Genomic DNA, 17,004 nt, shown 5'->3' on the forward strand with positions numbered 1-17,004 from the left:
CCTTACAGCGCCGATGGTACTGCAGGGGGGACCCTGTGGGAGAGTAGGACGCCGCCGAACAAATATTGCGAAAGCCCCTGTACCGTTTATTCGGTGCAGGGGCTTTTCTGCGTTTAGGCTCGGCTGTATGCGCTATGACCTCGTGATCTTCGACAACGACGGTGTCCTCGTCGACAGCGAGCCCATCTCCAACCGGCTCCTGGCCGGCTATCTCACGGAACTCGGGCATCCGACCTCGTACGAGGAGTCCCTGCGCGACTACATGGGTGCCGCGATGCACCGCGTGCATGATCTTGTCGAGGAGCGGACCGGGCAGCGGTTGCCGGAGGACTTCGACGATGTCTTCCACGCTCGCGTGTTCGCCGCGTTCGAGCGGGAGTTGAAGCCGGTGGGCGGGACCGTGGACGTCTTGGAGCGGCTGGCGGCGGACGGGGTGCCGTACTGCGTGGCCTCGTCCGGGAGCCATGAGCGGATCCGGGTGGGGCATCGGACGACCGGGCTCGACCGGTGGTTCGACGAGGGGCGGGTCTTCTCCTCGCAGGACGTGGGGCGAGGGAAGCCGGCGCCGGACCTGTTCCTGTACGCGGCGGAGCGGATGGGGGTCGTACCGGAGAGGTGTGTGGTGGTGGAGGACAGTCCGCTGGGGGTGCGGGCGGCTGTCGCGGCCGGGATGGACGTGTACGGGTTCACCGCGATGACGCCTGCCGAGCGGCTGGTGGGGGCCACGCAACTCTTCGGGGAGATGCGGGAGTTGCCCGACCTGCTCGCCTGATACGTGCCATGTCGGTGGTGTCTGGGTAGGCCGGGCGGCGGTGCTCGGCAAAGGTGAGCCGAATTCATCTTTGGCTGGATCTACCCACGGGTACGCCGTGACCCTTACGCTCGCCGCCATGACAGATGTGCTGCGGCGCGGTAGGGCCTCGTTGGCGTTCAGCTTCTTCGCTCAGGGCGCCACCTTCGCGCTGCTCGTGACCCGTATCCCCGCGATCCAGGACCGGTACGGGGTCTCGGACGGGCTGCTGCCCGTCTTCCTGGCCGCTGTGCCGATCCTCGCCGGTGTCGGGAGCGTGACCACCGAGCAGCTGGTGAAGCGAATACGGCCCAGTGTGCTGCTGCGCTGGTCCCAGCCCGTCGTGCTCCTGGCGCTGCTCGGGGTCGGCGCGGGCGACAGCATGGCCGAACTGGCCGTCTCGCTCGGTGCGTTCGGGCTCGGGGTGGGTGCGCTGGACGCCTCGATGAACATGCTCGGGGTGAGTCTCCAGCGGACGTACGGGCGGAGCATCATGCTCAGCTTCCATGCGGCGTACAGCCTGGGCGGGATCGTGGGGGCCTCGCTGGCGTGGGCGGGGGCGCACTGGCATCTCGCGCTGTGGGCGTCGTATCTGCCCGTGGTGGCGGTGTTGCTGCCGGCGGCCTTCGTGGGGAGCCGGTGGTACGTCGACGGGAGCGGGCCGGAGGCGGCGGGCGAGGGGGCCGAGGCCGGGCCGCTGGTCTTCAAGTTGCTGCTGCCGCTGTGTCTGGTGATGACCTTCGCGTACATCGGGGACTCGACGGTCTCCAACTGGAGTGCCAAGTACCTGAAGGACGTGCTGGGGAGTTCGGAGCAGGTGGCGACGGTCCCGTACAACGTCTACATGGTGATGTGCCTGGTCGGGCGTGGGATCGGGGACCTCGGGGTGCGGAAGTTCGGGGCCGTGGCCGTCGTACGGCTGGGGGCGGTGGTGGCCGCGCTGGGGTTCGCGGTGGTGGCCGTGGCGCCCGGGGCCTGGGTCGGGATGCTCGGGTTCACGCTGCTGGGGCTCGGGCTGTGTGTGCTGGTGCCGCAGACCTTCGCGGCGGCCGGGCGGTTGTTCCCGGGGGCCTCGGACACAGCCATCGCGCGGCTCAATGTCTTCAACTACGTGGGGTTCCTGATCGGTTCGCCCTTGGTGGGGGCGCTGGGCGACGCGTGGAGTTATCGCGGGGCGATGCTGGTGCCGATGGTGTTGGTGCTGGTGACGTTGGTGTACGCCCGCTCGTTCGCGCCGCAGGAGGGCCGGTACGGTGACGGGCATGAGCGGGCGAGCACAGCTGATGTGGGACGAGGCAGTAACGGGCTATGACTTCGGCCGGGACCATCCGATGGACCCGGTCCGGCTCGCCCTGACCCGGAGCCTTGTCGACGCCTTCGGGCTCGACAAGGACGTCGACGTGGTGGCGGCCAAGCCCGCGGGGGAGTCGACCTTGCGGCTCGTCCACCGGGAGGACTACGTCGAGGCGGTGAAGGCGGCCTCGGCCGATCCGGAGTCCGCGGACGGGGCGTACGGGCTGGGGACCATGGACGACCCGGCCTTCGCCGGGATGCACGAGGTGTCGGCTCTCATCGCCGGGCAGTCGGTGGGGGCGGCCGAGGCGGTGTGGGGCGGGGACGCGCTGCACGCCGTGAATTTCGCCGGTGGGCTGCACCACGCGATGCCGGGGGCCGCTTCCGGGTTCTGCATCTACAACGACGCCTCGCTCGCCATCGCCCGGCTGCTGGAGCTGGGGGCCGAGCGGGTCGCGTACGTCGATGTCGACGTGCACCACGGGGACGGGGTCCAGGCGGCGTTCTGGGAGGACCCGCGGGTGCTGACGATCTCGTTGCACGAGCATCCCCGGACCTTGTTCCCGCAGACCGGGTGGCCGGAGGAGACCGGGGCGGGGCGGGGGGAGGGCGCCGCGGTCAATGTGGCGCTGCCGGCCGGGACCGGGGACGCGGGGTGGTTGCGGGCCTTCCACGCCGTCGTACCGGAGTTGATCGCGGACTTCCGGCCGCAGGTGCTGGTGACTCAGCACGGGGCCGATACGCACTTCGAGGATCCGCTCGCCCATCTCGCCGTGTCGTTGGACGCGCAGCGGGCGGTGCAGGTGGCCTGCCACGAGCTGGCGCACGCCTACGCGGACGGGAAGTGGGTCGCGCTGGGCGGGGGTGGCTATGCCGTGGTGGAGGTGGTGCCGCGGTCGTGGACGCATCTCGTGGCGATCGCCGCCGGGCGGGAGATCGCGCCCGAGACGGTGATTCCCGAGGGGTGGCGGCAGGAAGTGTTCGCTCGGACACGGGAGTTGGGGCCGCAGCGGATGACGGACGGGCGGTGGCCGGTGGCCTACGCGGACTGGGAGTCGGGGTACGACCCCGCCGACCGCCTTGACCAGGCGGTGGTGGCGGCTCGGCGGGCGGTGTTTCCGCTGCGGGGGTTGTTGGCGTAGGGGGGAGGGCGGCGGGGGCCCGAGTCGCGGCCCTTGGCGGTGCCGATCACGCCGTACCAGACGGCGCAGTAGCCGCGGGCCGGTATGTAGACGGGGCCGGCGTAGGACGTGTACCGGCCGGAGTCGACGACCGGGTTGTGTTCGTGGTCGACGCTGATGTTCAGTTCGACGGCCATGAAGATCTTCGCGCCGGGGGCGGCGGAGGTTCTCGCCCCCGCCGCCCCCGTCCGTCCCGTCCCTGGGGGCTGCCGCTCCCAGGCCCCCGCTTCGGCCTGGACGGGCTCGGCCTCGAACGCCGGACGGGCTGGTGGGTGCCGGGTGAGCTGGATCTGCCGGGTCGGCCACTGTCACCGGTGTTACGCCAACGGTGCGGTGTTCCGGGCGTTCCCGCCGTGGGTGGGGGTGTCGTCCGTCAGCATCGCTTGCGTGTTGAGCACCGGCGCGCTCCGCGCGCATCTGCTGGCCGCCCGGCTGGCCGGACCCGTGGCCACCTCGCGCGAGGAGAGCCTGCGCAGCTATCGGGCCTTCGCCGCTCGTGACCCCCGGGTACTGATCGGACTCGATCCCGAATGGACATGGGGACAGCGGGACTTGATCGGTCTCATGGCGGACAAGTGTGGGGTTTCGGCCGACCCGAGGCATGTTTCCGGGCATGATGTGATCGACCCGGAGCGGACCCTGAGCGCTCTGGACGCCTTCGCGGACAGGCTGGGCGCGGTGGCGGAGCGCAACGGACCCGTGCTCCTCGGCACCGGGCACCCGCACCGGCTGCTCGGGTTCTACGCCGCGTTGGCGGACGCGCTGTCGGCGGCGGGATGTGCTGTTCTCACCCCCGCGCATGGTCGCTGTGTCGACATAACGACCCGGTTCGGTCTACGCACGTACAACCTTGCCTACGTACGAGGTGTCGCCCTCGTCCGTGATCCGGGACCCGAACGCCCCGGTTGTGAGCCCGGCGCACACACGCACTCACCGCTCCCGGTTCGTACCGTGCTGGGTGCGGCGGCGGAGGCCGGCGGGGTGCTTCCGGAGCTGGTGATCGGAGACCACGGATGGGTCTGCGGAGCAGGTCAGCTGGGGTTCGAGGCCATTGGGCTGGCGGATACCGACGACCCCGCGCTGTTCGTGGGGGAGGCCGAGGGGTCGGTGTCCGTGGCCGTTCCACTTGATGACGCCGTGCGGTCCGATTACTACCGCCCGCTTACCCGCTACGTACTCAATCGAGCGTGTCTGTCACAGTAGGCCGCCGATGGGTGCACCTCTTCCCCACTCGCATCACCCGCCCCTACATTGGGGAGTGAGCACGCAACGACGAAGAGTCACCGGAAGGGGAAGCCGGTGACCGTCGAGTGCGGAAGGTTCAGGTGTGTCATGGCTGCAGCAGGCGAGAGGCCTCTGAACGAGGTTCAGTTCCTTACCGTGGCGGAGGTCGCCTCGGTGATGCGAGTGTCGAAGATGACCGTGTACCGGTTGGTGCACAGCGGTCATCTGCCCGCCATCCGGGTGGGGCGGTCCTTCCGCGTCCCCGAACAAGCGGTACACGAGTACCTTCGCGAGAGCTACGTGGGGGTGGAGACAGCCTGAGGTGAACCCTCGATTACGACCTCAGCGCTCGGGCGGGTAGGCTGGCCCCTTGTAGGTCGTATGGGCCCATGATGCCCAGCACCGAGTGATGAGAAGTGAGCGAGGGTAGTCGTGGGCTCTGTTATCAAGAAGCGGCGCAAGCGGATGGCTAAGAAGAAGCACCGCAAGCTGCTGAAGCGCACGCGCGTGCAGCGTCGTAACAAGAAGTAAGGCGACGCGGCGCCGCGAGAGCGTCTCCTGTGGCCCCCCACCGGTTTCCGGTGGGGGGCCACAGTTATGTTCCCGGCATGTGCCCGTTTGCGTGTACTCGTGACTTCGTGCGTCGGGCGGTCATCACAGCGCAACACCGAACCGCTAGGTTGGCCGTACACGGGTAACTCGGAAGGAAGGCGCTGATCTTGGGGAAGGTCGTGCTCGTGACCGGAGTGGCCCGCCAGCTGGGGGGCCGGTTCGTACGACGCATTCAGCGTGACCCGGAGGTGGACCGGGTGATCGCCGTGGACGCGGTCCCGCCCGGACATCATCTGGGGGGCGCGGAGTTCATCCAGGCCGACATCCGGCAGCCCACGATCGCGCGGGTGCTCGCCGAGTCGGGCGCCGACACGGTCGTCCACATGGACGTGACGGGCACCGCGCTGGGCAGCGGCAGCCGGACCACGGTCAAGGAGACCAACGTCATCGGCACCATGCAGCTGCTGGGCGCCTGCCAGAAGTCGCCGGTCGTGAAGCGGCTGGTGGTGAAGTCCAGTACCAATGTCTACGGGTCCGCGCCGCGCGATCCCGCCGTCTTCACCGAGACGACCCCGCCGAAGTCGCTGCCGAGCGGCGGCTTCGCCAAGGACACCGTCGAGGTCGAGGGGTATGTGCGCGGCTTCGCCCGGCGGCGGCCCGATGTCGCCGTGTGCGTGCTGCGGTTCGCCAACATCCTTGGTCCTACGGCGGATTCGCCGCTCGCCGCGTACTTCTCGCTGCCGGTCCTGCCGACCGTGTTCGGCTACGACCCGCGGCTCCAGTTCGTCCACGAGGACGATGTGATCGAGGTGCTGCGGATCGCCTCGCACGACCCGGAGCGCGGCACGCTCAACAGCGGCACCTTCAACATCGCCGGGGACGGCGTCCTGCTGCTCTCCCAGTGCTCCCGGCGCCTGGGCCGCCCGACCGTGCCGCTGCTGCTGCCCGCGGTCACCTGGGCCGGTTCCCTGGTGCGGACGCTGGGGATGACGGACTTCTCCCCGGAGCAGATCCGGCTGCTGACCCACGGCCGGGTCGTCTCGACGGTGCAGATGCGCGAGACATTGGGGTACCAGCCCAAGTACACGACCGCCGAGACCTTCGCGGACTTCGCACGCGGCCAGGGCCCGGGGCTGCTGCCGCCGGAGGCCGTCGCGGGGGCCGTCGACCGGATCGCCGCGCTGTCCCGGCCGGACAGTGGCCACCCCCCGACGCCGAGCGCCAACTGAGGAGCGCATCAACGATGGCGGATGCCAAGGTCATTCCGTTCGACGACGACCGGTCCCGCGCGGGTGCCGTGCAGCGACCGCAGCGGCGCCGTGGCGCGGGCAGCCGGCGCAAGAACGGCGAACCCGCGCTGGTCCGTGAGGTCCAGCCCCTGCCGGGCCGGGACTTCGCGCAGGATGATGTTCCTGTGACACGTGAGCAGCAGGAGCCGGAGCGGACACCGGGCGACGAGGCGGACCAGAGCGGCCAGGGCGGCCCGGGGGGCCTGGAGCGCCGTATCGCCCACGGCCTGTCCTTCCTGCGCCGCCGGCTGACCGGGGACTACGAGGTCGACGACTTCGGCTACGACGAGGAGCTCACCGACGAGGTCCTGATGCCGGCGCTGCGCCCGCTGTACGAGAAGTACTTCCGGGTCGAGGTGAAGGGCATCGAGAACATCCCGGCGGACGGCGGCGCGCTGATCGTCGCCAACCACTCCGGGACGATCCCGCTGGACGGCGTGATGATGCAGATCGCCGTCCACGACAACCATCCCGCGAACCGGCATCTCCGACTCCTCGCGGCCGACCTGGTGTTCATGCTGCCGGTCGCCAACGAGCTGGCCCGCAAGGCCGGTCACACGCTCGCGTGCGCGGAGGACGCCGAACGGCTGCTGGGGCGCGGTGAGTTGGTCGGGGTGATGCCGGAGGGATTCAAGGGCATCGGCAAGCCGTTCAGTGAGCGCTACAAGCTCCAGCGCTTCGGCCGCGGCGGGTTCGTGTCGACCGCGCTGCGCAAGGGCGTGCCGATCGTCCCGTGCTCGATCGTCGGGGCCGAGGAGATCTACCCGATGATCGGCAACTCCAAGACCCTGGCCCGGATCCTGGGCTTCCCGTACTTCCCGATCACCCCGACGTTCCCCTGGCTGGGTCCCCTCGGCGCGATCCCGCTGCCCACGAAGTGGACCATCCAGTTCGGCGAGCCGATCCCCACGGACGGCTATCCGCCGGAGGCGGCCGAGGACCCGATGCTGATGTTCAACCTCACCGACCAGGTACGGGAACAGATCCAGCACACGCTGTACAAGCTGCTGGTGCAGCGGAGGTCGGTGTTCTTCTGAGGGGCGCCGATTCTTCGGCGGCTGTGTCTGAGAAAGCTGACACGCGCCTGTGGGCTACGGGAGAAGTCCCGTAGCCCACAGGCGTTGACCGCCTAGTTCGCGTCCTGGCTGTCGATGCCCAGGCCGGGCAGCAGGCCCGGCAGGAGCGGTGGCAGTGTGACGTCCGGTTCGGTGATCGAGGGCTTGCTCGTGGACGGGGAAGCCGTGCCAGAGGACTTCGGGGGGTCCAGGAGGCCGCCGGTGCTGCCGCCGAGGAGGCCGTCGCCCTCGGTGGCGGACTCGCTGGGGGCGGTGGAGCGGCTGCTCCTGCTCGCCGGGGAGTCCGCCGTGTCGCTCGGTGCGGTCGAGCGGTGCGAGCCCGTGGAGCCGGTGGACTCCGTGTCGGGAGCGCGGTGCCTGCCGGTGCCGCCGCCGGTCTTCGCCGGGGGCTGGGGCAGCAGGGACTGGAGCGGGGCGACCTCTTCGTCTATGGCGTCGAAGACCGAGGAGACCTGGTCGCTGACGTCCCCGAGCTGGACCGGCAGGCGGTCGCGCAGGGCGCCCCAGGCCTCGCGGTGCGAGCGGGAGAACGCGGAGAGCGCCTGGATGGGGCCCAGCGAGTTCGGGTCCTGCTCGTACGCCTCGTGCAGCAGCCGGTGGCCCTCGGACGCGTCGTGCGTCATCCCGGCCAGCGTGCGGCGGATCTCGCCGAGCTGCTCGTGGTCGAGGTGGCCGCCGCGGTCCCGCTCCATCAGCCGGCGTGCCTCGCTCAGGCGGTTGGACGCCTGGTCGAGGTAGGCCACTCCGCGCTGGTCGTCGCCGTCGGACAGGTAGTTGAGCTTGAAGTCCTCGATGCCGCGCTTCAGGCCGTACAGCCCGTCGCCGGGGAGGGCGTCCGAGCTGGCGGCGGCGACTCCGCCGAAGGCCCCGGCGGCGACTCCGACGCTGAGGCCGCCGGCCGCGAGGCCCTTGCTGAGCCGGGACCGGGGTCGCAGCTTGCCCAGTCCGGTGGCCCGGTGGGTGCCCCGGGACCGGTGGGACCGCTGCTCCGGTACCGAAGGTTGTGGTGCCTCGCCTCCTTGCAGCATGGCCTCGAACGCGGCGACCAGCTGAGCCCGCTGAACGACCTTGACCTCGGGGTCCAGTACGGGTTTGGGCAGCTCGCCGAGACCGGTGGCGAAGGCCAGCATGCGGCCCTGCTCGGTCTGTTCCGCAGCAGCCGGGGCCGGTGCCGGTCCTTCGGGCTGCTCGGCCGCCGTGCCCCGGTCGGACTGCTCCTCTTCCAGGGCCTGGGCGAAGGCGTTCGCCCGCCGGTGCGCCGATACGTTCGCGATCACTGGCGGCACCTCCTCTCGTCATGACGGTCGACTCCCCAGGGGGTCCTGAGGGTTGCACCTCCTGACCGCATCCACACGATCGAGTGATCGGAGAGGGTCAGGGTGTGACCACAGGGAGCCTGTATCCCGCACAACGAGTGGCGCGGCACTTGGGTTACGGACGACGGATGATCCGACCGCGAACTCAACGGACTTTCACTGAGCGCGAGTTGGGAGTCACCGAGCGTGTTCCGTCAGCGGGCGTCGTCCGGCAGGAGCCGGGCGAGGGTGCGCACCGCGCGGTACTGGAGGGTCTTGATCGCGCCCTCGTTCTTGCCCATCACGCGGGCGGTCTCCGCGACGGAGAGGCCCTGGAGGAAGCGGAGCGTGACGCACTCCTGCTGCTGGGGGTTGAGCCGTCGTACGGCGTCGAGGAGAGCGGCGTTCGAGAGGGACTCCAGGACGGAGTCCTCGGGGGAGCGCGCGACCTCGTTGGCGTCGAGCATCTCGCCGGTGGTCACTTCCAGCCGGAAGCGGCTCGACTTGAAGTGGTCGGCGACGAGGTTGCGGGCGATGGTCACCAGCCAGGCGCCGAAGTCGCGGCCCTGCCAGGTGAAGGTGCCGATGCGGCGCAGGGCGCGCAGAAAGGTCTCGCTGGTGAGGTCCTCGGCGGTGGCCTTGCCTCCCACTCGGTAGTAGATGTACCGGTACACGGTGTCGCTGTACTGGTCGTAGAGGCGGCCGAAGGCGTCGGCCTCGCCGGCCTGGGCGCGCTCCACGAGGTCCATCATCCGGGCGCTGTCGCTGTCGGCGGCCGGGCGGCGTGCGGTGGTGGTGCCGGCCGACCGCCCTCGTCTGCCGACGGCCCGCCCGTCACCCGACCCCCGCCCCTCGACGACAGCGCTCCGCGCTGGCACCTGCTCGATGCCGTCGGCCAGTGCGTAGCACGGACCGACGGGTGCGGTGGTGGCGAAGGCGGCGGGGACGGCGTACGCGGTGGGGACGAAGCCGCGCAACAGGTCTTGGACCGTTGCGCGCAGCGTAGCCAGGCCCGAGGCGTCAACCCCGACGTGTGGGTACACGGGACTCCCAGAGGCAGAGCTTCCATCACGTGCAGTACCGGTACGTTCACCCGTCGTAGCGACAGAGAGGTGCCGGATTGCGTCTGAGGAGAATAACGCTTCGTACAGGCGCTGCTACACCCAGTTGCTCAAATCATCGATTACGTCGCTTCTGTAACCGATTGGCGCTCGATCAAGTACCGCAGAGTGAACGGTTGTTGATCAGAACGGTCCGAATTCAGTCAGGGAGCAGGGCGTGTTGTGGCCGTGTGCAGCCAACGTGACTGGACAGGGGGTTACGCGGGTACGACCCGTGGATTGGCTGTGTTCGCCGTGTCACCGGCGCCGGCGGTGCAATGCGATCGCCGCGGCCGTGCCGCCCGCCACCGCGCCGACGCCGGCCGCCGCCGGGATGCCGACCTTGGCCGCCTTGCGGGCCGTTCGGTAGTCGCGCAGCCGCCAGTCCAGCTCCCGCGCGTGCTTGCGCAGCTTGGCGTCCGGGTTGATGGCGTAGGGGTGCCCGACCAGCGAGAGCATCGGGATGTCGTTGTGGGAGTCGCTGTACGCGGCGCAGCGCGACAGGTCCAGGCCCTCGGCCGCGGCCAACGCCCGTACCGCCTCCGCCTTCGCGGGGCCGTGCAGCGGTTCGCCGACCAACTTGCCGGTGTAGACGCCGTCGACGGACTCGGCGACCGTGCCGAGCGCGCCGGTCAGGCCGAGGCGGCGGGCGATCACATTGGCGATCTCCACCGGGGCCGCCGTGACGAGCCACACCTTCTGGCCGGCCGCGAGGTGGGCCTCGGCGAGGGCGCGGGTGCCCGGCCAGATGCGCTCGGCCATGTACTCGTCGTAGATCTCCTCGCCGATCGACTGGAGTTCGGCGACGCGGTGGCCCTTGACGATGGACAGCGCGGAGTCGCGCGCGTCCTGCATGTGCTCGGGGTCCTCGGAGCCGGCCAGCCTGAACCAGGCCTGCTGCCAGGCGAACCGGGCGAGGTCGCGGGTCTCGAAGAACTTCCGCTTGTACAGGCCGCGGCCGAAGTGGAAGATCGACGCGCCCTGCATGACGGTGTTGTCGAGGTCGAAGAAGGCGGCTGCTCTGTCGTCGCCGAGGACCGGGAACTCCGGTTCCGCGGCGGTCTCTTCCGCGCGGGCGTCCTGTATGTCGGAAACGTCCTGCGACGACTTGCGCGCTGCCTCCGCAGAGGCCTCGCCTGCCAACACGCTCCGCGCCGTGGCGGAGCGCCTACGGGGAGTGAGCCATCCGAGAGCGGCCATGTCGTGAGCATAGCCAGTTTGTTCGGTGGTTCCGGAGCCGAGAGGTTCGGAGGCTGTGAACTCTCCGCGACCGGGCCGTTAAAGAAGGGGCCGGAGGGCGTGAGAATGGGGTGCATGAGTCATGTCGTCACCCTCATCGGGAAGCCCGGCTGTCATCTGTGCGAGGACGCGCAGCGCGTGGTGGAGAAGGTCTGCGCCGATCTCGGTGTCCCCTGGGAAGAGAAGGACATCACCGTGGACCGGCAGCTCCACGACGCGTACTGGGAGCAGATCCCGGTCGTGCTGGTGGATGGGAAACAGCACACTTTCTGGCGGGTGGACGAGGGCCGCCTGCGCCGGGAACTGACCAAGTAGTTCAACGCGCACCCGAACGTCGCTTAGGATCGACGGCGGTTTGGTCTCGGGGGCGGGAATTACGAGGAGTGTGGCGGTTTTGCCCCCTGGAATGCGACGGGAACGCGTGTGCGTGACCCCGGTCACGTTGGGTGGGCAAAACGGACACCATCTTTGTGCACGCGTTCACAAAGACATAGCCTGCTTCCGACGGGGCGGTCTGGGTTCGTGTGACCGCCCACAGCCCCGCTCTACCCGCAGGAGCACCGTGGCAACTGGCCGAACTCACCGACCGGCGACCCGTAGCCGAGGGATTCCCGAGGCCACCGTCGCCCGTCTCCCGCTGTACCTCCGCGCGCTGACCGGACTCTCGGAGCGCTCGGTGCCCACGGTCTCCTCCGAGGAGCTGGCCGCCGCCGCGGGCGTCAACTCCGCGAAGCTGCGCAAGGACTTCTCCTACCTCGGCTCCTACGGCACCCGCGGTGTCGGCTACGACGTCGAGTACCTCGTCTACCAGATCTCCCGCGAGCTGGGCCTCACCCAGGACTGGCCGGTCGTCATCGTCGGTATCGGCAACCTCGGCGCCGCCCTCGCCAACTACGGCGGGTTCGCCTCGCGCGGCTTCCGGGTCGCCGCCCTCATCGACGCCGACCCGGCGATGGCCGGCAAGCCCGTCGCGGGCATCCCGGTCCAGCACTCGGACGAGCTGGAGAAGATCATCAGCGAGAACGGCGTCTCCATCGGCGTCATCGCGACCCCGGCCGGAGCCGCCCAGCCCGTCTGCGACCGGCTCGTCGCCGCCGGAGTCACCTCCATCCTGAACTTCGCGCCGACCGTGCTGACCGTTCCCGACGGCGTCGACGTCCGCAAGGTCGACCTCTCCATCGAGCTCCAGATCCTCGCCTTCCACGAGCAGCGCAAGGCCGGTGAGGAAGCCGCCGCAGAGTCCGCGCACCCGGCCGCCGCGCACCGCGGCGACTCCACCGAGCAGGGCCCTGACGGGGACGTCCCCGCCGTGATGCCGGCATGAGTCTCCTCGTCGTCGGGCTGAGCCACCGCAGCGCCCCGGTCAGCGTCCTGGAGCGGGCTACGCTGAACGCGGACGACCGGATCAAGCTGCTCCAGGACACGGTCGCCGCCGAACCGGCCACCGAGGCGGCCGTGCTCGCCACCTGCAACCGCATCGAGCTCTACGCCGACGTGGACAAGTTCCACGCGGGCGTCGCCGAACTGTCCACGCTGCTCGCCCAGCACAGCGGGGTCGGCCTGGACGAGCTCACTCCTTATCTCTACGTGCACTACGAGGACCGGGCCGTCCACCACCTCTTCTCGGTGGCCTGCGGCCTCGACTCGATGGTGGTCGGCGAGGGCCAGATCCTCGGCCAGATCAAGGACGCGCTCGCCAGGGCACAGGAACTGCACTCCGCCGGGCGGCTGTTGAACGACCTGTTCCAGCAGGCCCTCCGGGTCGGCAAGCGCGCCCACTCCGAGACCGGCATCGACCGCGCGGGCCAGTCCCTGGTCACCTTCGGCCTTCAGCAGCTCTCCTCCGGTACGCCGGTGGAGGCCTGGGCGAAGGGGAAACGCGCCCTGGTCATCGGCGCCGGCTCCATGTCGTCGCTGGCCGCCGCGACCCTCGCCCGCGCCGGGGTCGCCGAGATCGTCGTCGCCAACCGCACCGCCGACCGCGCCGAGCGGCTCGCCCAGATCATCACCGAGAGCCCCGAAACGGACGTGTCGGCCCGCGCGGTACCGATGGATTCGGTGCCGTTCGAGCTGACACGTGCCGATGTCACCGTGTCCTGCACGGGAGCGACGGGCCTGGTCCTGACGGCGGACGCGGTGGCCGAGGCGGTGTCGGGCCGGGTGCCCGCGCAGGGCGCAGCGACCGTACCGGCCGCCGAGCGCACGGGCCGTACGGCCGAACCGGGCGCCGGGCGGGGCGAGTTGCCGCCCACCAGCATCGGTGCCGACGACGGCTGTCCGCTCGACGTGTCGGCGGTGCAGGCCACCGCCGGGTTCTCCGTGCAGGGCGAGGCCGCCGTCGCCGGGATGGCCGCGGCCGACCTGGAGCAGCACGCGGCCTGGGTGGACAACGGCACGGTACGCACCACCGCGCGGCCCGGCACCGTGCTCGACCCGGCCGCCGACGCCGACGCCATCGCCGCACTGGCCGCCGCCTCGGCGACCGTGGGCCGCATCCCCGAGCGGCGCAGGCCCGAACCCGTCGCCCAGATCCCGCGCCCCGCACCGGTGCTGTCGGTCCTCGACCTCGCGATGCCGCGTGACGTGGACGCGGCCGTGCACCGGCTGGCCGGGGTACGGCTCGTCGACATCGAGTCGCTCGCCGAGGCCTCGGCGGACGCTCCGATGGCGGCCGATGTGGACGCGGTCCGGCGTATCGTCTCCGACGAGGTCGCGGCCTTCGGGGCAGCCCTGCGGGCCGCGCACATCACGCCGACCGTGGTCGCCCTGCGCGCCATGGCCGCCGAGGTCGTGGCGGGCGAGATCGCCCGGCTCGACGGACGGCTGCCCGGCCTCGACGACAAGCACCGCGCCGAGATCACCCAGACCGTGCGGCGCGTGGTGGACAAGCTGCTGCACGCGCCGACCGTCCGGGTCAAGCAGCTCGCGGCCGAGCCCGGCGGCGCCGGGTACGCGGACGCGCTGCGCACCCTGTTCGACCTCGACCAGGAGACGGTGGCCTCCGTCTCGCGGGCCGAAGAAGACTCTGTGAAGAACAGCAAGAACCGAGGGCTCGCATGAGTAGCAGGACACTGAGACTGGGGACCAGGCGAAGCAGACTCGCCCTGGCCCAGTCCGGGTTGGTGGCGCAGGCCGTGAGCCAGGTGACCGGACGGCCCGTCGAGCTCGTCGAGATCACCACCTACGGCGACACCTCCCGCGAACACCTCGCCCAGATCGGCGGCACCGGCGTCTTCGTGACCGCGCTGCGGGACGCGCTGCTCGGCGGTGAGGTCGACTTCGCGGTTCATTCGCTGAAGGACCTGCCGACCGCGCAGCCCGAAGGGCTCGTGCTCGCCGCCGTACCCGAGCGCGAGGACCCGCGGGACGTGCTGGTCGCGCGGGACGCCCGGAAGTTCACCGACCTGCCCCGAGGGGCCCGCATCGGTACGGGCTCCCCGCGGCGCACGGCCCAGCTGAACGCGTACGCGCGCGGCCACGGCCTCGACATCGAGACGGTCCCCATCCGGGGCAACGTCGACACCCGGATCGGCTTCGTGCGGGACGGTGAGCTGGACGCCGTCGTCCTGGCCGCCGCCGGACTGAGCCGGATCGGCCGGCTCGACGAAGTGACCGACTTCCTGTCGGTCGACACGGTTCTGCCCGCCCCCGGCCAGGGGGCCCTGGCGATCGAGTGCAGGGCGGGGCACACCGCCCAAGACGCTGCGCTGATCGCGGCACTCGGCGAACTCGACGACCCGTTCACCCGGGTCGCGGTGACCGCCGAAAGGTCCCTGCTCGCCGCCCTGGAGGCCGGCTGCTCCGCCCCTGTGGGCGCGCTGGCCGACCTTCTGGCCGACGGGCAGATTGTCAAGGAAATGCGCCTGCGCGGAATAGTCGGCACGACCGACGGTTCGCGTACGGTGCAGCTGTCCACCACCGGTCCCGTGCCCGAGACGCATGACCAAGCACTGACGCTCGGTCGCGAACTCGCCGCCGAGATGCTCGCCCAGGGCGCGGCCGGTCTGATGGGGGAGCAAGCCAAGTGAGCCCCACCACTCTTCCCGCCGCCGGTCCGGAACACGGGCACGTCACCTTCCTGGGTGCCGGACCCGGAGATCCGGGACTGCTCACACTGCGCGCCGTGGAGGCGCTGGCGAACGCGGACGTACTCGTCGCCGAGCACGAGGTGCTCGACGTCGTACGCGCGCACGCCCGATCGGGCGTCGCCGTCGTGCATCCGGAAACGGGTCCTTCCGCGGACTCGCTCCCGGGCACGGGCACGCCTCAACTAACGGTCGTTGACGGTGTGTCAACAACCGTTGGCCTACCCGCTGTGCGGGATGCGGCACATCTTGTCATGGAGGCCGCGCGGGGCGGCAGGCGGGTCGTACGTGCGGTGTCCGGGGACCCCGGACTGGATACGTACGCCGCCGAGGAAATGCTCGCCTGCGTCGCCGCGGGTGTGCCTTTCGAGGTCGTCCCCGGTGTCGCCGCGGCCGTCGGGGTGCCCGCGTACGCCGGTGTCCCGCTGCGGGACGCGCAGGGCGCGGACGTCCGCTTCGTGGACGCCCGTACCGCCTCGGACCGCTGCTGGACCGAGGTCGGCGCGTCGGACGGCACGGTGGTCGTCTCCACGTCGCTGGACTCGGTGGCCTCCGCCGCCGGCGAACTGGTGGCGGCGGGCCGCAAGCCCGACACCCCCCTGACGGTCACGGTGGCCGGTACGACCACGCGCCAGCGCACCTGGACCGCGACGCTCGGCACCATCGCGCAGACGCTGAAGCAGGCGAAGGTGCTGCCCTCGCCGGACGGCGGCCGGCCGGTGATAGCCGTGGTCGGTGAGCGTTCCGCCGCCGCCCAGCGCGACCAGCTGTCGTGGTTCGAGTCCAAGCCGCTGTTCGGCTGGAAGGTCCTCGTCCCGCGCACGAAGGAGCAGGCGGCCTCGCTCTCCGACCAACTCCGGTCCTACGGCGCCGTCCCGCACGAGGTGCCGACGATCGCCGTCGAACCGCCGCGCACGCCCCAGCAGATGGAGCGCGCGGTCAAGGGACTGGTGACGGGCCGCTACGAGTGGATCGCCTTCACGTCGGTCAACGCGGTGAAGGCGGTGAGCGAGAAGTTCGAGGAGTACGGGCTCGACGCGCGGGCCTTCGCGGGCATCAAGGTCGCCGCGGTGGGCGAGCAGACCGCGAAGGCGCTGATCGCGTTCGGTGTGAAGCCGGACCTGGTGCCCAGCGGTGAGCAGTCGGCCGCGGGCCTGTTGGAGGACTGGCCGCCGTACGACCCCGTCTTCGACCCGATCGACCGGGTGTTCCTGCCGCGGGCCGACATCGCCACGGAGACGCTGGTCGCCGGGCTGATCGAGCTCGGGTGGGAGGTCGACGACGTCACCGCCTACCGGACCGTACGGGCCTCGCCGCCGCCCGCCGACACCCGCGAGGCGATCAAGGGGGGCGGTTTCGACGCCGTTCTCTTCACCTCCTCCTCGACGGTACGGAACCTGGTGGGCATCGCCGGCAAGCCGCACAACGTGACGGTGATCGCCTGTATCGGCCCCGCGACGGCGAAGACCGCCGAGGAGCACGGCCTGCGGGTGGACGTCATGGCACCGGAGCCGTCCGTGCACAAGCTGGCGGAGGCCCTGGCGAACTTCGGCCTGCGCAGGCGCGCGGCGGCGGAGGAGGCCGGTGACCCGGTGACCCGCCCGAGCGAGCGCCGACCGGGCGCCAGGCGGCGCCGCACGACCTGAGGCCGGGGAGCCGGTTGCGACGGGTGAGAGCGAGTGGCGACGGGTGGTGGGGGCGGGCGTCCGCGGGGCGCTGCGCCCCCGCACCCCCGCATCGGCCCTGAAGGGACCTCGTCCTCAAACGCCGGACGGGCTGGATTTCACGGAGCTGAGTCGAGAAGGGGCCGGGCGGGAACGGTCGGCCGGATGATGCCGGGGCCGGGCGAAGGGATGCCGGGCGCACCGGTGTCGTAGGCG

At 70.6% G+C, this 17,004-nt stretch carries 16 protein-coding genes; 13 read left to right on the forward strand and 3 right to left on the reverse strand.

What is annotated here, in order from left to right; all coding sequences use genetic code 11:
- Positions 1-127: 127 nt before the first annotated feature.
- The 8 genes from ACIQPR_RS34565 (at position 128) to ACIQPR_RS34600 (ending at position 7,366) form a co-directional block, all read left to right on the forward strand.
- Positions 128-772: an HAD family hydrolase gene (locus tag ACIQPR_RS34565; protein WP_403656508.1), complete on the forward strand. Its 645-nt coding sequence runs from the start codon at positions 128-130 to the stop codon at positions 770-772.
- Between the two features lie 118 nt (positions 773-890).
- On the forward strand, positions 891-2,102 hold the full coding sequence (locus tag ACIQPR_RS34570; protein WP_403656511.1) for an MFS transporter: 1,212 nt from the start codon (positions 891-893) through the stop codon (positions 2,100-2,102).
- Positions 2,053-3,225 (forward strand): acetoin utilization protein AcuC, encoded by a 1,173-nt coding sequence (locus ACIQPR_RS34575; protein WP_403656514.1) that lies wholly within the window; start codon positions 2,053-2,055, stop codon positions 3,223-3,225. The genes ACIQPR_RS34570 and ACIQPR_RS34575 overlap by 50 nt, the downstream gene beginning before the upstream one ends.
- Positions 3,226-3,651: 426 nt before the next feature.
- Positions 3,652-4,467, forward strand: coding sequence for a phosphatase (locus ACIQPR_RS34580; RefSeq protein ID WP_403656517.1), 816 nt, complete (start codon positions 3,652-3,654; stop codon positions 4,465-4,467).
- A 129-nt stretch (positions 4,468-4,596) separates the two neighbouring features.
- The gene (locus ACIQPR_RS34585; protein ID WP_004984898.1) at positions 4,597-4,809 is read left to right on the forward strand and encodes a helix-turn-helix domain-containing protein; all 213 of its coding nucleotides are present in this window, start codon (positions 4,597-4,599) and stop codon (positions 4,807-4,809) included.
- A gap of 111 nt (positions 4,810-4,920) precedes the next feature.
- Positions 4,921-5,019: a 30S ribosomal protein bS22 gene (locus ACIQPR_RS34590; protein WP_003948845.1), complete on the forward strand. Its 99-nt coding sequence runs from the start codon at positions 4,921-4,923 to the stop codon at positions 5,017-5,019.
- A 188-nt stretch (positions 5,020-5,207) separates the two neighbouring features.
- Complete coding sequence (locus ACIQPR_RS34595; RefSeq protein ID WP_403656520.1) at positions 5,208-6,269, forward strand: NAD-dependent epimerase/dehydratase family protein; 1,062 nt, start codon at positions 5,208-5,210, stop codon at positions 6,267-6,269.
- A 14-nt stretch (positions 6,270-6,283) separates the two neighbouring features.
- Positions 6,284-7,366: a lysophospholipid acyltransferase family protein gene (locus ACIQPR_RS34600; RefSeq protein ID WP_403656523.1), complete on the forward strand. Its 1,083-nt coding sequence runs from the start codon at positions 6,284-6,286 to the stop codon at positions 7,364-7,366.
- A gap of 92 nt (positions 7,367-7,458) precedes the next feature.
- Here ACIQPR_RS34600 and ACIQPR_RS34605 read toward each other — a convergent pair whose 3' ends face one another.
- The 3 genes from ACIQPR_RS34605 to ACIQPR_RS34615 all read right to left on the reverse strand — a co-directional run bounded on the left by ACIQPR_RS34605 (position 7,459) and on the right by ACIQPR_RS34615 (position 11,000).
- Positions 7,459-8,682 carry a DUF5667 domain-containing protein gene (locus tag ACIQPR_RS34605; RefSeq protein WP_403656526.1) on the reverse strand — a complete coding sequence of 408 codons (1,224 nt, stop codon included), beginning with the start codon at positions 8,680-8,682 and terminating at the stop codon, positions 7,459-7,461.
- Between the two features lie 233 nt (positions 8,683-8,915).
- Positions 8,916-9,743, reverse strand: a complete 828-nt coding sequence (locus ACIQPR_RS34610) for an ECF subfamily RNA polymerase sigma factor, BldN family (protein WP_403656529.1) — start codon at positions 9,741-9,743, stop codon at positions 8,916-8,918.
- Between the two features lie 315 nt (positions 9,744-10,058).
- Positions 10,059-11,000 (reverse strand): HAD family hydrolase, encoded by a 942-nt coding sequence (locus ACIQPR_RS34615; protein WP_403656532.1) that lies wholly within the window; start codon positions 10,998-11,000, stop codon positions 10,059-10,061.
- Positions 11,001-11,114: 114 nt separating this feature from the next.
- On the opposite strand from ACIQPR_RS34615, the gene ACIQPR_RS34620 reads away from it, so the two are divergent.
- From ACIQPR_RS34620 to ACIQPR_RS34640, 5 genes are all read left to right on the forward strand, one after another.
- Positions 11,115-11,354: a glutaredoxin family protein gene (locus ACIQPR_RS34620; RefSeq protein ID WP_403656535.1), complete on the forward strand. Its 240-nt coding sequence runs from the start codon at positions 11,115-11,117 to the stop codon at positions 11,352-11,354.
- A 247-nt stretch (positions 11,355-11,601) separates the two neighbouring features.
- On the forward strand, positions 11,602-12,363 hold the full coding sequence (locus ACIQPR_RS34625) for a redox-sensing transcriptional repressor Rex (RefSeq protein ID WP_403656538.1): 762 nt from the start codon (positions 11,602-11,604) through the stop codon (positions 12,361-12,363).
- The gene (locus ACIQPR_RS34630) at positions 12,360-14,099 is read left to right on the forward strand and encodes a glutamyl-tRNA reductase (RefSeq protein WP_403656541.1); all 1,740 of its coding nucleotides are present in this window, start codon (positions 12,360-12,362) and stop codon (positions 14,097-14,099) included. Before ACIQPR_RS34625 ends, ACIQPR_RS34630 begins: the two co-directional genes overlap by 4 nt.
- Positions 14,096-15,067, forward strand: a complete 972-nt coding sequence (gene hemC / locus ACIQPR_RS34635; protein ID WP_403656544.1) for a hydroxymethylbilane synthase — start codon at positions 14,096-14,098, stop codon at positions 15,065-15,067. The genes ACIQPR_RS34630 and hemC overlap by 4 nt, the downstream gene beginning before the upstream one ends.
- Entirely contained in the window at positions 15,064-16,770 is a 1,707-nt protein-coding gene (locus ACIQPR_RS34640; RefSeq protein WP_403656547.1) for a uroporphyrinogen-III synthase, read from the forward strand. The genes hemC and ACIQPR_RS34640 overlap by 4 nt, the downstream gene beginning before the upstream one ends.
- Positions 16,771-17,004: the final 234 nt, after the last annotated feature.

The organism is Streptomyces sp. NPDC091280 (assembly GCF_044768565.1).
In the GTDB taxonomy this organism is placed as follows: domain Bacteria; phylum Actinomycetota; class Actinomycetes; order Streptomycetales; family Streptomycetaceae; genus Streptomyces.

Bases quoted from the DNA above. Each gene is read 5' to 3' on its own strand.
- ACIQPR_RS34565 (WP_403656508.1), top strand. From the start codon at position 128: ATGCGCTATGACCTCGTGATCTTCGACAACGACGGTGTCCTCGTCGAC.
- ACIQPR_RS34570 (WP_403656511.1), top strand. From the start codon at position 891: ATGACAGATGTGCTGCGGCGCGGTAGGGCCTCGTTGGCGTTCAGCTTC.
- ACIQPR_RS34575 (WP_403656514.1), top strand. From the start codon at position 2,053: ATGAGCGGGCGAGCACAGCTGATGTGGGACGAGGCAGTAACGGGCTAT.
- ACIQPR_RS34585 (WP_004984898.1), top strand. From the start codon at position 4,597: ATGGCTGCAGCAGGCGAGAGGCCTCTGAACGAGGTTCAGTTCCTTACC.
- ACIQPR_RS34600 (WP_403656523.1), top strand. From the start codon at position 6,284: ATGGCGGATGCCAAGGTCATTCCGTTCGACGACGACCGGTCCCGCGCG.
- ACIQPR_RS34615 (WP_403656532.1), bottom strand. From the start codon at position 11,000: ATGGCCGCTCTCGGATGGCTCACTCCCCGTAGGCGCTCCGCCACGGCG.
- ACIQPR_RS34620 (WP_403656535.1), top strand. From the start codon at position 11,115: ATGAGTCATGTCGTCACCCTCATCGGGAAGCCCGGCTGTCATCTGTGC.
- ACIQPR_RS34630 (WP_403656541.1), top strand. From the start codon at position 12,360: ATGAGTCTCCTCGTCGTCGGGCTGAGCCACCGCAGCGCCCCGGTCAGC.
- hemC (WP_403656544.1), top strand. From the start codon at position 14,096: ATGAGTAGCAGGACACTGAGACTGGGGACCAGGCGAAGCAGACTCGCC.